The organism is Chitinophaga sp. Ak27 (assembly GCF_012726295.1).
Lineage (GTDB): Bacteria > Bacteroidota > Bacteroidia > Chitinophagales > Chitinophagaceae > Chitinophaga.
The window spans coordinates 342,737-356,485 of the sequence record NZ_JABAOB010000006.1 but is presented as its reverse complement, the minus strand read 5'-3'; the positions used below and the strand labels follow the sequence as shown (position 1 = coordinate 356,485).

The window sequence follows — 13,749 nt, the reverse complement described above, 5'->3', positions numbered from 1 at the left end:
CCGTTATCGCCAGCTTTATAATTTAATCAGGTCGTTATCATTCAGCCCCTGAAAACCGGTAGTCACAATTTTATCACCGTTGACCAGTCCACTTTTCACTTCTGCCTTATCGTTGTACGTGCGGCCCATTTCGATACTTTTGCGTTGAGCGATCATTTTGCCATTGGTGCTCTGCGCTATGATTACGTATGGTTTTCCGGCAGTATACTGGATAACGCTCACCGGGATTACCACCGCATTTTTGGCGGTGTAGTCAACAATCCGGATGTGTGCAATCATGTTAGGACGCAGAACATTATCAGGTTTCAGTGGTACTTCAATCTTGATGGTCCGGCTCAGCGGGTCGATGGTCCGGGAGGCGAAGCCGATATTGCTCCGTATTTCCCGGTTAACATCCGGGAAGGCGATAATAACGGCATCTCCTGTCTTTAAAAAGCCGGCATAGGCTTCCGCCACGTTGGCGGTTACTTTCAGGTTGTTAGCATTTACCACGCGGAACGCAGGTGCACCCGGGGCAGCGTTATCTCCTACTTTAGCGATCACTGCGTCTACCGTACCGCTGATAGGAGCAATGATGCGGGTTTGCGCCAGTTGATCCTGCAGGGTGGCCATTTTCCTTTCCAAGCTTTCCTTTTGGTTTTTAGCGTTCAGGTATTGTACTTCAGAACCTATTTTCTGTGCCCAGAGGTTCTTTTGCTTTTCGAAAAGGGTGTTGGCCAGGTCCATCTGGGTGCGAAGTTCGGCCATATTTGCTCTCAGTACCTGGTCATCTACCTGCGCCAGTGTTTGTCCTTTGGCTACCTGCTGGCCTTCTTTTACGAGGATGCTGGTAATCACACCTGGTACCCGGGCAGAAACGTTTACGTTTTCACGGGCGTCTACGCTACCCTGTACATCGATATAGTGTTCGAATAAGGTATCTTTCACTTCTGATACCGTTACATCTTTCATTTTGAGTACGGTATCTTTCACGCCTACTTCTTTTTCAAGTGCGGCAATCTTCTTGTCGATATCTTCATTATACTTCACTTTCTCCTGTTTCAACTGTTGCAGTTTTGCTGCTTTATTCTCGCCACCACCACAGGCAGCCAGTACCAAAGCGAGGAAGGGAACCAGGAAAGAATATCTTGTTGTCATATGAGTTGTAGTGAATAGTGATTGTAATGGATTAAGCTATAGTTTGCCGTATGATTTCAGCAGGTCTATTTTTGCAACGATGGCGTTGAACAGAGCGGTGAAATAGTTATTCTGCGCGGTGAGCAGATCATTTTCCGCGGTGGTCATTTCCAGGCTGGAACCTACGCCCTCCCTGTATTTCACCTGTGTGGTGTGGTATACATCCTGTGCCAGTTGCATATTCTTTTCCTGTGCTTCCAGCGTCAGTACGTTGTTGCGGAAGGTAGAGGAAGATTGTTCTCTTTCGAGGTCGATTCCCAGCTTGGTATTTTCAATCGCCACTTCACTTTTCTTGACTGCCAGCCATGCCTGGTCTACCTGGCGTTTGCGCTGTAGGCCGGTGAAGATGGGGACAGATAGGTTCAGTCCTGTATTCACATACCCGTACCAAACCTGGCTCTGGAAGTAGTCGAATTTATCGCTGCCACGGAGCGCACCGGTGGCGCCAAACAGTTGCAGGGATGGCAATGCTTTCATCCTATATCTTTTCAGATCATATTCATTCGCTTTCTTCTGGGTTTGGAGCAACTGGTATTCTATTCGTTGGGAATAGTCGAATTTGTCCATATCCAGCACATCGGCTACGATCTTTTCTGTAGAGAGTGTATCCGTTAGCGTTATAGGTTGTTTCAACGGCATGCCCATCTGGTATTTCAGCGAGGCGGTACCCAGTTCAACCAGGTTGCGGAGCTTGGTTTGTTCCGTCTGGAGGTTGGTGTATTGTACTACCAGCCTGTCTACATCCAGTTTTTCCGCCATCCCGTTTTTATAAATCTCTTTGGTCTCGCCGAGGATTTTTTCCAGGGAGGTAATATTTTCAGACAGAATAGCCAATGCTTTATTGGCAGAGAGTACATTATAATAGGCTTTGTATACGGTAGATTTTACATCTATTTCCGCTTTTGTGACATTTTGCGCCACCAGTATTTCCAGTGTTTTACGGGCCTGCAGGGCTACGAGTACGCTGGGATCGAAGAGTGTTTGGGTTACCCGGAGCTCTCCAAGCAGGTTGTTTTTGAGCTGGAATGATACGGCCGTAAAGGAATCGATAGGTGCACCAAAGTTCCGGGTATTGAACAATTGTTTCTGAACGATTGGGTTGTACTGATAGGAGCCGGTTCCTGCAACGGATGGCAGTGCCAGGCCGGCCACCTCTTTGTTTTTGGCCAGTTGAATCAGTTCGTCCAGTTTAGCGGTTTTGACGGAGCTCTGGTTAGCCAGCGCATAGTCTACCGCTTGTTTGGCAGACAGGCTGATGGGCTCCGGGTTTACCTGCTGCTGGGCAATGGCGGCAGTACCCGTAAACAGCAGCCATCCGACAAAAGCCATACTGGTGAGCCTTTTGATTGATAGCATAGTATTATTTATTTTGCGATAGTTGTTTATATTTTTCAATAAGCTGGTATCCCTCTAAAGAAGCCACCCCGTATAAAAAATTTTCCAACAATACTTTCTGCACTTTCATCATATCATAACCTGCGGGGAAGACTTCGGGTTGAAAACAAATCATGCAGGCATGGATCCGGTACTGTGTTAATATTTTAATGTCCAGGTCCGGACGGTACACCTTTTCACGGATCCCTCTTTCCAGGTTTTCGCGGATCATGGTGGAAAGTGTATTATTCTGGTAGTCCAGGAACAGTTGATAGGCTTTTGAATGAAACTTTTGCAGATCGAGGATAATAACCGGGTTCATATTACGTATCCGGCGATCCAGCATGTCCATTACCAGGAACAGTTCCTGTATAGCGTCTTTAGACTGTTGCCGGTCTGTAAGACACTCCTCTTTCACTTGTACAATGAACCTGTCAATGGTTTGGGTAACCATATCGTTTTTATCGGTGAAATGAGCATACAGTGTTTTTTTGGAGATGCCCATTCTTTCGGCGATATCGTCCATGGTGATAGAGCGGGTACCAAATTGACGAAACAGGCCAAAAGCCGTGTCCATAATGCGTTCCTGTACTTCCATACTTGTTTCAGGATAACCTTTGTTATGCTGCACAAAACTATGGAAACTTTACAAACTTCCAAAGTTTCCAGTAATTATTTTTTACATGTGGTAACATTCATTTAAGCGGTGGTAGCTTTCCGCTTTGCGCTTTATTGTCTAATTTGCAGTCTAATTTTGAACCATGTCGCCAAAGCTTAGATTTAAAGTATTTGCATCGAGACTGTTGCGTTACTTCTTCCAGGGATTACTCATCCTGGCGCCGATAGGGATTACGGCGTTAACCTTATACTGGGCTTTCGTTACCATCGACAATATTATACCCAAGGAGATCATCCCGGAGGATGCCTCCTTCAGTTTCCTGAAATATAAGGGGGTGGGATTTGTGCTGGTATTGCTGTTGATCGTTGTGGTGGGGTATCTCAGCTCTTCATTTATTATCGGGCGGATCTTTGATTTGTTTGATCATTTACTGGAGCGCACACCATTCATAAAATACATTTATACCTCCATCAAGGATGTTTTTGATGCTTTTGTGGGTGAGAAGAAAAAATTTGATCACCCGGTATTGGTGCAGATTTACGGGATAGATGTATGGGAAATGGGGTTCATTACCCAGAGCGATGTCAGCAACCTGGGCCTGGAAGGCTATATGGCCGTGTATGTACCTCATGCGTATGCCATTACCGGTAAAGTTTTTATGGTCCCGAAAGAAAGGGTAAAACCGTTGACCAACATCTCTGCGGGCGAAGCGATGAAGTTTGCCGTAAGCGGAGGTGTGACAAATATTTAATTATTCCCGTATTCAACGGGTAGCATTAAATAACGCGACGCCGTTGGATATTCGGACAGGTAAAATGGCTATATTCGTGTACCCAAAAATATAGCTATATGTTAACCCAATCCCGTTTACGTATTACCGTAATCTTTAGTGTAATAATATTATCATGTACCGATGCGGGTGCATGGGGCTTTTTCGCGCATCAGCGTATTAACCGGCTGGCGGTATTTTGTTTGCCGCCGGAGATGATGATATTGTATAAGCCGCAGCTGGAGTACCTGACCACCCATGCTACTGACCCTGATAAGCGCCGGTATGCAGTAGCGGCAGAGGCGCCGCGGCATTTCATAGACATCGATTTATTTGACGCGCCGCCGTACAATAATATACCCAGGAACTGGGCTGATGCGGTAGCGCGGTACACGGCCGATACGCTGCATCGCAATGGCATACTGCCCTGGCATCTTGAAAAGATGATGGCTTTGCTCACGGGCGCGTTCCGTGAGGGGGACCAGCAGCGTATCCTGCGGTTGTCGGCCGAGTTGGGCCATTACATGGCAGATGCGCATGTGCCCCTGCATGCCTGTTCCAATCACAATGGGCAACTGACAGGGCAAACTGGTATCCACGGCTTGTGGGAGTCGCGCATCCCCGAATTGCTGGCCGACGAGGAATTCAGCTATTGGGCGGGGAAAGCCATGTATATTGCGGAGCCGCGGAAATATATATGGGATGTGATACGGGTAAGTGGCATGGCGGCAGATACGGTGCTAAGATGTGAGAAACAGCTGAGCCAGGCGTTTCCGGCGGCGCGTCGGTTTGCTTACGAAAGCCGCAACGGCGTGTTGGTACGTACTTACGCCGACGACTATACGAAGGCATATTCACGGTCTATGGGCGACATGGTAGAGCGCCGCATGCGCCAGGCCATTGGGGCGGTAGCCGCCGCCTGGTACACCGCCTGGGTCAATGCGGGGCAGCCATCCCTGCAGGCATTAACCCATACAACCCTTACCCCATCGGAGTTACAGGCATTTGAACAGTTGCAACAGCAATGGGGGAAAGGGAATTTAACCGTCAGAGAAGAGTAAGTGCGCTAAAATATTTATAGTAATTCTAAATAATTAGAAAAGAAATTTTATCTTTGCCCATACCATCTTTTAGCCTATCCTACACCACGCGCCTTACAGGTTTTAAAACACCCGTGCCGTTTTTTTTCCGTTTCCTTAGAAAAACCAAAACAAAGTGGAAAGATCAAAAAATGAATTTAATCTGAATCGCAACATGAAGGTGCATAATTTTAACGCAGGTCCTTCTGTATTACCCAACGAGGTATTGTACAAAGCCAGTAAAGCGCTGATTGACTTTGAAGGGTCGGGCATGTCGATACTGGAAATTGGTCACAGAACGGAACCGTTTATCGCGGTGATGGACGAGGCGCGCAACCTGGTGAGGGAATTGATGCAGCTTGATGACGACTTTGAGGTGCTCTTCTTACATGGAGGAGCTACCACGCAGTTTATGCAGGTGCCAATGAATCTGCTGGAAAGCAGTGAAACAGCGGCATATGTAGATACCGGCGTATGGTCTAACAAAGCCATCAAAGAAGCCAAAGTGTTTGGTTACGTTGACGTAGTAGCCAGCTCCAAAGAAAGCAACTATAATCACATCCCCAAACAGTTCACCATTCCGCCGCAGGCCAGCTACCTGCATATCACTACCAACAATACTATTTATGGTACCCAATGGCATATGACCCCGGTGACCGACGTACCCCTGGTAGCTGATATGAGTAGCGACATCATGAGCCGCAGCATGGACTTTAACAAGTACTCGCTGATTTATGCCGGTGTACAGAAAAACATGGGCGCCGCAGGTGCTACCATGGTGGCAGTACGCAAGAGCATATTGGGCAAAGTGAATTCCCGCAAGATACCCGGTATCATGGATTACCGCAACCATATTGAAAATGGTTCCATGCTCAACACCCCTCCCGTTTTTGCTGTATACATCAGCATGCTTACACTGCGCTGGCTGAAGGAACAGGGCGGTATTCCTGCCATTGAAAAAATCAATGATAAAAAAGCAGCCTTGCTGTACGATGAAATTGACCATAACCCGCTGTTCCGTGGCACCGTGGTGAAAGAAGACCGTAGCAAGATGAACGCCTGCTTCATCATGGATAAACCGGAAATGGAGGACGAATTCCTGAAGTTCTGTAAGAAGGAAGACATTGTTGGGATCAAAGGACACCGTCTCTCCGGCGGCTTCCGCGTATCCATGTATAATGCCCTGCCTTATGAAAGTGTAGAAGTGATGGTAGAAGCCATGAAATATTTCTCCCTGAAAAAGGCCTGATAAAAAATAAAGATATCTCTGTTTACGGAGTTGCGGATAGTTATTTTACAGATAACTCCCCGTAACTCCGTAATTCGTTAGGGATAAATCGTTATTTTTATTATAACATTTACCCTCAAAAATTATATATCTATATCATGGCTATTATCAGACCTTTTAATGGATTAAGACCCAAAGAAGCATTGGCCGCCCAGGTAGCAGCAAGACCCTACGACGTACTCAGTTCGGACGAGGCAAGAACCGCTGCAACCGGTAACCCGTATTCATATTATCATGTTTCTAAATCTGAAATAGATTTACCCGAAAGCATTGATACCCATAGCCAGCAGGTATATGACAAGGCTGCAGAAAACCTTCATCGACTGGTACAGGAAGGTGTACTTTTCGCAGAAGCACAACCCGCCTATTATATTTATAAGCTGGTGATGAACGGCCGCGCCCAAACAGGACTGGTATGCGTTTCCTCCATTGCCGACTACAACAACGGCATCATTAAAAAACACGAATTTACCCGTCCCGACAAAGAACTGGACCGGATTAATCATATTAAAACCACCAAGGCACAAACCGGGAACGTATTCCTGGCCTACAACGATGTACCGGAATTAAATGCCCTGATAGACCGCTGGCAGGAGCATAACAAACCGGTATACGATTTCAAGGCCGACGATGGCATCCAGCACACGGTTTGGGTGGTAAATACGCCTTCAGCTGTCCAGGAAATCACGACCCTCTTTGCGGAGAAAGTGCCCTGTACTTACATTGCCGACGGGCATCACCGCGCCGCCTCCGCCAGCCTGGTACAAAAAGAATTTGAAGCCGCCGGTAAAATCACGTCTATAGAAAATCCGATCAACTACTTCCTCACCACTATATTCCCAGCCAGCCAGCTGGCTATCCTGGACTACAACCGGGTGGTAAAAGACCTCAACGGCTTGAGCAAAGAAGAGCTGCTGTCCCGCCTCGATTACGATTTCACGGTGGAAGAAATCGGCCATTTGCCACAACAGCCCACCATGCTGCATGAATTCAGCATGTACCTGGAAGGCAAATGGTACCGCCTCGTAGCCAAAGAGGGCACTTATACTACCGACCCAATCGGCATCCTGGATGTAACCATCCTTTCTAACAATGTGCTCGACAAACTGCTGGGCATCAAAGACCAACGCACTGATAAACGCATCGACTTTGTGGGAGGTATCCGCGGACTCGGGGAACTGGTGAAACGTGTAGACAGTGGGGAAATGAAAGTTGCCTTTGCCCTGTACCCGGTTACCATTCAGCAATTATTTGATATTGCCGACAGTGGTAATGTAATGCCGCCCAAAAGTACCTGGTTTGAGCCGAAGCTGCGTGATGGCCTGATTACCCATACTATTTAATATCATCAGTTCTTCTCCCCGCTTTCAGCGGGGAGAGACAGTTTATCTCCCTATCACCCAAATTATAATTTAAAATAATATAAACCTGGCATTTTCTTTGCCTACCTGCGGATCGATTGATTGGCGGCACATTACCCCATTTTCCTTACTTTTACAACAAACGACAGACAAGGAATGAATAAGCGGTCTTCTTTATTGAAAGCATTTATAGTTGCAGGAGTTTTATTTTCGCAGGTAGTAGTGGCGCAGGATGCCAAGGAATTGTACAATACAGCCAGCGGCTTTATACGTACCGGAGATTATTCCAATGCTATACTGGTGTTGAACCAGGCCTTACAACTGGAGCCGGACAATTTTGAATATAAAAAGCAGCTGGGCTTTACCTTCTACCTGAAAGGAGACCTTGTAAAAGCCAAGAGTGTGATAGAACCTTTGCTGAACAGCAAAGAGGCAGACGTACAGACATTCCAGATAGCTGGTAATATTTTTATAGGACGGGAAGAATGGAAAGCAGCGCAACGTATCTACGAACGTGGCATCCGCAAATTCCCCAACAGCGGGGAGCTGTACAATGACAACGGCAATATGCAGATGAACTTCAAGATGTATGATGCAGCATTGAAGAGCTGGATTAAAGGTATTGAGCAGGATCCGGGATTTCCGGGCAACTACTACAATGCCACCAAAACATACAGCTACAGTAACAATCCGCTTTGGTGCATATTGTATGGCGAAACCTTCATGAATATGGAAAGTTTCACCACCCGTACCGCAGAGATCAGGAATATAGTACTGGAATCCTATAAGAAATTATTCAATGATCCGTCGCTGTTCGAAAGTGCGCTGACCGACGATAAAAAGGGAAAAAGAGGTGGTGGAAGCGACTTCGTAGAGGCCTATAAAGCCTGTATGGGTAAACAGATCAGCGTAGTAACGGGCGGAATAGATCCCGATGCTTTGATAATGGTACGTACCCGTTTTCTGCTCGACTGGTTTAATTTTTATGGTATGAAGTATCCGTATGCGCTCTTCGACTTTCAGCGTAAACTGTTGCAGGAAGGAATGTTTGACTCTTACAACCAGTGGTTATTTGGCCCAGCCTCCAACCAGGCCAACTATAAAGCCTGGGTAGGATTACACAAACAGGATTACGATGCCTTCCAGAAGTTTCAACGCAGCTACCCATTAAAGCCAAGACCGGATGAGTATTACAACGATGGGAAGTTTACGCTGATTAATTCGGGGTACTAGTATTTGGATATTTTTTGGATTTACCCGTATAGTCATTTAGTTGCTGTAGCAACTGAATGACTAAATCCGTAAATTGTAAATCTCAAAATCTGAATATGCTCGTTACCAAACACCAAAACACCATCAACAACGCGGTAAAGGCGAACCACGAAAGAACTTTTTACTCGCAATACCCGGAGCACCCCAAAGCTTACGGTGAAGAAGCCCATGCAAAGGGCGTTCAGAGTTACCAGCAACTGCTGGGCAAGCCCTTCAAACAGTTATTGCAAACCGGAGAAACAGGCTGGAGCGGTGAAGAGGTATCTCCCTACACCCAGGAAGTTTTAGGCGTGAGTTATCCCATTTTTGCGGTCAGTGATTTACTTAGCAAAGCTGCCGAGGCGGGAAAAAGCTGGGGCAAGTTACCAGTAGCAGAAAGAGCCGGCGCCCTCACCGAAACCCTGGAGCGTATCAAAGATTATTTCTTCGACATCGCCAATGCCACCATGCATACTACCGGGCAAAGTTTCATGATGAGCTTCCAGGCTTCCGGTCCGCATGCCAACGATCGTGCCCTCGAAGCCATTGCCACTGGTTACCACGAGTTGCAACGCTACCCTCCCCACCTGGAATGGGAAAAGCCAATGGGCAAAACTAACATCCGGCTTTATAAAACCTTTAAGCCTATTCCCAAAGGCACCGGCGCGGTCATTGGCTGCTCTACTTTCCCTGTATGGAATACCCTGCCTGGTGTATATGCCGATCTGATTACCGGCAACCCGGTCATTGTAAAACCACATCCCAAAGCTGTTCTTCCCATAGCTATCGCCGTTAGCGCCATACAACAGGCTTTGCGGGACAATGGCTATGATCCTCATATCTGCCAACTGGCAGCCGATAGCTCAGATCACCTGATTACCAAGGAGCTATGCGAACATCCGGATGTCAGACTCATTGACTACACCGGCGGCAGCGCCTTCGGCAACTATATAGAATCCCTTCCGGGAAAGACCGTATTTACGGAGAAAGCTGGCGTTAATTCCGTTATAATGGATAGCGTAAAAGAATTAGGTCCCGTTATTGAGAACCTTGCTTTTTCCATTAGCCTGTATTCCGGGCAGATGTGTACCGCGCCACAGAACTTCTTTATCCCCGAAAATGGGATCAATACCGCCAGTGGGCATGTATCTTTTAATGAAGTGGTACAACAGTTAAGGGATGCCGTGGTGGGCCTGGTCAACCATCCTAAAATGGGGGCCGGCACCCTGGGCGCCATACAAAACGACCAAACCCTGGCGAGGGCCAAAGAAGCCCGGCACCTGGGCGGAAAGGTAATACTGGAAGGCGGTCCAATAGCCAACGAAGAATTTAACAAAGCCAGGATATGCTCTCCTACAATACTGGAAGTGAGTAGCGCCGATACAGCTATTTACGAGAAAGAGCTATTCGGCCCTGTTATCCTGATCATTAAAACCAGGGATACAGACCATAGCATTCAACTGGCCAAACAGATGGCGGTTAAATATGGCGCTATCACCTGTGCCGCCTATGCTACGGACAAACCTACCAAAGACAAAATAGAAGAAGAAATGAACAGCGTATTCACCCCTGTATCCTTTAATCTTACCGGGTTTATCTGGGTGAATCAACATGCTGCATTTTCCGACTTCCATGTTACCGGTGGTAATCCGGCAGGAAACGCCAGCTTTACCAACCAGGAGTTTATTGTGAAGCGATTTGTGTGGGTGGGCAACCGGGAACTGGCTGAATAACAAAAACATTGGCAAGCGTCCCGGAATCAAGGGGCGCTTGTTGTTTAAAGCCTATATGTATTTATGAGAAAACTGCTATCTGTCATTTTCGTTACTACCTGCTATACCATAGCATGTGAGCAGGCGCCCAAAGCTGATAAAGCTACGATTACCGAAGCACAGACCGTGCAACCCGGAACGGGCAATGCTTATCTGCCTGACACGGCCGCCAGCCAGGTGGAGTGGATCGGTACCAAACCTACCGGCAAACATCATGGCACCCTGAAACTGGCAGGTGGAGCGCTCTATGCACAAGACTCCGTTATTACAGGCGGACAGCTTATCATCAACATGAATTCCCTGCAAGATGTTGACCTGGCAGGTGATACCGCCATGCAACACAAACTGGAAAATGAACTGAAAGGGCAAATGTTTTTCGATGTCAAAAAATATCCCCGTGCCACCTTTGAAATTACCCGCGTAACGCCTTTTCAGCCGGCAGTGGGTGATTTACCTACTTTAAAAAATGCCACCCATACCATTAACGGCAACCTGACGTTGAAAGACTCTACCAAAAATATTTCCTTCCCGGCCATTATCACTTTTACGAAGCACCAGATCAGGGCCATTGCCAACTTCAATATAGACCGCACCCAATGGGGAATCAGTTACCGGGCCGACAAATCGCTGCAGGATAAACTGATCAACTCACAGGTAAATATTTCCTTCGATATCAGTGCTACCCGTTAAGTTCGCTTTTCGTTTTTTTCTGCGCGAAGCCAATAAAATATTTTAAATTTAGTATCACCACTACTATCTAAAACTGACTGCGATGGAAACTTCCCAAGAACGAGACGAGCGACTATGGCGCATAGCGAAAGCCAGGGCCAGGTTTAAATCTCATCTCATTATTTACCTTGTTATTAACCTGGGATTATGGGCCGTTTGGTTTCTGACAGACAGTAACAAAATGCATGGTACTCCCTGGCCAGTGTGGATGTCGCTGGGATGGGGTATTGCACTCGCTTTTCAATATTTTAATGCTTACCATAAAGACCCTTATGGCGATGCGCTGAAAGAATATGAAAAGCTCCAGGAGCAACAACACACGCGACCCTGATATCATTGAATTAAAACGAAATTCGACAGTTATATGGATCTACCGCAGCGACTATTTGACGTGATTGCTTACCAACTCTCCAACTATCCCAAAGCAGATATGTTGGCCGGTAAAGAAAATGGGGAATGGAGAAAATACAGCACAAAGGAAGTAGCGGACATTACCCTCCGGTTTAGTTCAGGCCTGCTCAAACTAGGCATCAGGGCGGGCATTAAACATAATGAAGAAAAAGATAAAATAGCCGTCATTTCACCTAACCGGCCGGAATGGCTGCTCACCGACCTGGCGGTACAACAGCTGGGCGCAGTACTCACTCCCATCTATCCTACTATCAGTGAACACGAACTGGCCTATGTACTCAATGACGCAGAAGCGCGCATTCTCTTTGTAAGCGATAAAGACCTGCTCGATAAAGTAACCGCATTGCGTGATAAATTTCCAACCATCCGGGAGATCTTCACCTTCAACAAAATAGAAGGCGCCCGCCACTGGACGGAAATACTTGACATGGGCAATGAAGCGGATTTTGCACAGATAGAGGAAGGGAAGAAAAATATTTCACACGAAGAACTGGTCACCATCATCTATACCTCCGGGACCACGGGCACCCCCAAAGGCGTGATGCTAAGCCATCACAATATCATGAGTAATGTGCTGGCCTGTAAGCCCTACCTGCCGGTAAACAAGGACGCCAAAGCCCTGAGCTTCCTTCCCCTAAACCATATTTTTGAAAGAATGGTGACTTACCTATATCTCACCACCGGTGTACCTATTTACTATGCCGAAAGTATGGACACCATTGGAGATAATCTGAAAGAAGTTAAACCGACCATTTTTACCACTGTGCCCCGGCTGCTGGAAAAAGTATATGAGCGGATTATGGCCACCGGCCTGGAGCTCAAAGGCATTAAACGGGCGCTGTTTTTCTGGGCGGTTGACTTAGGCAAACGGTACGAAATCAATAAAGACCAGGGCGCCTGGTATAACCTACAGCTAAAACTAGCTAACAAACTGGTTTTCAGCAAATGGAGGGCTGCTTTGGGAGGTAATATCCAGGCTATCGTGAGCGGTGCTGCAGCCTGCCAGGTGCGCCTACTCAAAATCTTTACTGCCGGCGGTATTCCCATTATGGAGGGCTATGGCCTTACCGAAACATCGCCGGTCATCAGCGTTAACCGCATTACCGTGGAAGACCGTATGTTTGGCACGGTAGGCCCCATTATCAGCGGCATTGAAGTAAAACTCGCAGAAGATGGGGAAATTCTCTGTAAAGGGCCTAATATTACCATTGGTTATTACAAACGCCCCGATCTTACCGCTGATGCCATCAAAGATGGCTGGTTCCATACCGGCGACATAGGCGTACTCATTGATAACAAGTTCCTGAAGATTACCGATCGCAAAAAAGAACTTTTCAAAACCTCTGGTGGCAAGTTTGTAGCGCCTCAGCCTATTGAAAATAAGTTCAAGGAGTCGCCCTACATAGAACAAATCATGGTAGTAGGCGAAGACCGCAAGTTTACCGCCGCCCTGATCGTTCCTTCCTTCTCCAATTTGAAGAACTGGGCCCAGAAACGCGGCATTACGGCCAATTCCAACGAAGAGCTGCTGAAACACCCCGATGTGCAGGACCTTTTCAAACAGGCAGTAGAGAAGTACAACCAATTCTTCAACCACATTGAGCAGGTAAAGAAATTTGTACTGCTACCCAAAGAATGGACCGTGGACGGCGGGGAACTAACCCCCACCCTAAAGGCCAAACGAAAGGTGGTACTGGAGAAATACAAAGCGGAAATTGATGGTATTTATGCCCCCGCCAATGGGAAAGTAGATATAGAAAGTCTTTAAATATTAATTTAAAACCCTTACTTTTGCCACCCGATCCCTAAATCGGGCGGTAGAATGGCCTCATAGTTCAATGGATAGAATAGAAGTTTCCTAAACTTTAGATACAGGTTCGATCCCTGTTGAGGCTACGAAAAAGCCTTACAATTTATGAA

12 protein-coding genes and 1 tRNA gene are annotated in these 13,749 nt (G+C 46.9%); 10 read left to right on the top strand and 3 right to left on the bottom strand.

Features of this window, described 5'->3' with window-relative positions; all coding sequences use genetic code 11:
• Window positions 1-15 precede the first annotated feature (15 nt).
• Genes HGH90_RS21205 through HGH90_RS21195 form a run of 3 tightly spaced genes read right to left on the bottom strand, consistent with a single transcriptional unit; the run spans window position 16 to window position 3,181 of the window.
• A complete protein-coding gene (locus tag HGH90_RS21205; protein WP_168766962.1) occupies window positions 16-1,137 on the bottom strand; it encodes an efflux RND transporter periplasmic adaptor subunit in 1,122 nt (373 codons plus the stop codon).
• A 36-nt stretch (window positions 1,138-1,173) separates the two neighbouring features.
• The gene (locus HGH90_RS21200; RefSeq protein WP_168766961.1) at window positions 1,174-2,532 is read right to left on the bottom strand and encodes a TolC family protein; all 1,359 of its coding nucleotides are present in this window, start codon (window positions 2,530-2,532) and stop codon (window positions 1,174-1,176) included.
• Between the two features lie 4 nt (window positions 2,533-2,536).
• Window positions 2,537-3,181 carry a TetR/AcrR family transcriptional regulator gene (locus HGH90_RS21195; protein ID WP_168766960.1) on the bottom strand — a complete coding sequence of 215 codons (645 nt, stop codon included), beginning with the start codon at window positions 3,179-3,181 and terminating at the stop codon, window positions 2,537-2,539.
• Window positions 3,182-3,311: 130 nt separating this feature from the next.
• On the opposite strand from HGH90_RS21195, the gene HGH90_RS21190 reads away from it, so the two are divergent.
• The 10 genes from HGH90_RS21190 to HGH90_RS21145 all read left to right on the top strand — a co-directional run bounded on the left by HGH90_RS21190 (window position 3,312) and on the right by HGH90_RS21145 (window position 13,725).
• Complete coding sequence (locus HGH90_RS21190; RefSeq protein WP_168766959.1) at window positions 3,312-3,920, top strand: DUF502 domain-containing protein; 609 nt, start codon at window positions 3,312-3,314, stop codon at window positions 3,918-3,920.
• A 98-nt stretch (window positions 3,921-4,018) separates the two neighbouring features.
• The gene (locus tag HGH90_RS21185) at window positions 4,019-4,999 is read left to right on the top strand and encodes a zinc dependent phospholipase C family protein (protein WP_211093118.1); all 981 of its coding nucleotides are present in this window, start codon (window positions 4,019-4,021) and stop codon (window positions 4,997-4,999) included.
• A 154-nt stretch (window positions 5,000-5,153) separates the two neighbouring features.
• Complete coding sequence (gene serC, locus HGH90_RS21180; protein ID WP_317166165.1) at window positions 5,154-6,266, top strand: 3-phosphoserine/phosphohydroxythreonine transaminase; 1,113 nt, start codon at window positions 5,154-5,156, stop codon at window positions 6,264-6,266.
• A gap of 137 nt (window positions 6,267-6,403) precedes the next feature.
• Complete coding sequence (locus HGH90_RS21175) at window positions 6,404-7,648, top strand: DUF1015 domain-containing protein (protein ID WP_168766958.1); 1,245 nt, start codon at window positions 6,404-6,406, stop codon at window positions 7,646-7,648.
• A gap of 174 nt (window positions 7,649-7,822) precedes the next feature.
• Window positions 7,823-8,899 carry a tetratricopeptide repeat protein gene (locus HGH90_RS21170; protein ID WP_168766957.1) on the top strand — a complete coding sequence of 359 codons (1,077 nt, stop codon included), beginning with the start codon at window positions 7,823-7,825 and terminating at the stop codon, window positions 8,897-8,899.
• Window positions 8,900-8,994: 95 nt separating this feature from the next.
• Window positions 8,995-10,650, top strand: a complete 1,656-nt coding sequence (gene paaN, locus HGH90_RS21165; protein ID WP_169191855.1) for a phenylacetic acid degradation protein PaaN — start codon at window positions 8,995-8,997, stop codon at window positions 10,648-10,650.
• A gap of 63 nt (window positions 10,651-10,713) precedes the next feature.
• Window positions 10,714-11,379: a YceI family protein gene (locus HGH90_RS21160; RefSeq protein ID WP_168766955.1), complete on the top strand. Its 666-nt coding sequence runs from the start codon at window positions 10,714-10,716 to the stop codon at window positions 11,377-11,379.
• A gap of 82 nt (window positions 11,380-11,461) precedes the next feature.
• Complete coding sequence (locus HGH90_RS21155) at window positions 11,462-11,749, top strand: 2TM domain-containing protein (protein WP_168766954.1); 288 nt, start codon at window positions 11,462-11,464, stop codon at window positions 11,747-11,749.
• Window positions 11,750-11,782: 33 nt separating this feature from the next.
• Window positions 11,783-13,597, top strand: a complete 1,815-nt coding sequence (locus HGH90_RS21150) for an AMP-dependent synthetase/ligase (RefSeq protein WP_169191854.1) — start codon at window positions 11,783-11,785, stop codon at window positions 13,595-13,597.
• 56 nt (window positions 13,598-13,653) lie between these two features.
• Window positions 13,654-13,725 (top strand) — tRNA-Arg (locus tag HGH90_RS21145).
• Window positions 13,726-13,749: the final 24 nt, after the last annotated feature.

Bases quoted from the DNA above. Each gene is read 5' to 3' on its own strand.
- HGH90_RS21190 (WP_168766959.1), top strand. From the start codon at position 3,312: ATGTCGCCAAAGCTTAGATTTAAAGTATTTGCATCGAGACTGTTGCGT.
- HGH90_RS21175 (WP_168766958.1), top strand. From the start codon at position 6,404: ATGGCTATTATCAGACCTTTTAATGGATTAAGACCCAAAGAAGCATTG.
- paaN (WP_169191855.1), top strand. From the start codon at position 8,995: ATGCTCGTTACCAAACACCAAAACACCATCAACAACGCGGTAAAGGCG.
- HGH90_RS21155 (WP_168766954.1), top strand. From the start codon at position 11,462: ATGGAAACTTCCCAAGAACGAGACGAGCGACTATGGCGCATAGCGAAA.
- HGH90_RS21150 (WP_169191854.1), top strand. From the start codon at position 11,783: ATGGATCTACCGCAGCGACTATTTGACGTGATTGCTTACCAACTCTCC.
- HGH90_RS21205 (WP_168766962.1), bottom strand. From the start codon at position 1,137: ATGACAACAAGATATTCTTTCCTGGTTCCCTTCCTCGCTTTGGTACTG.
- HGH90_RS21200 (WP_168766961.1), bottom strand. From the start codon at position 2,532: ATGCTATCAATCAAAAGGCTCACCAGTATGGCTTTTGTCGGATGGCTG.
- HGH90_RS21170 (WP_168766957.1), top strand. From the start codon at position 7,823: ATGAATAAGCGGTCTTCTTTATTGAAAGCATTTATAGTTGCAGGAGTT.
- HGH90_RS21185 (WP_211093118.1), top strand. From the start codon at position 4,019: ATGTTAACCCAATCCCGTTTACGTATTACCGTAATCTTTAGTGTAATA.
- HGH90_RS21160 (WP_168766955.1), top strand. From the start codon at position 10,714: ATGAGAAAACTGCTATCTGTCATTTTCGTTACTACCTGCTATACCATA.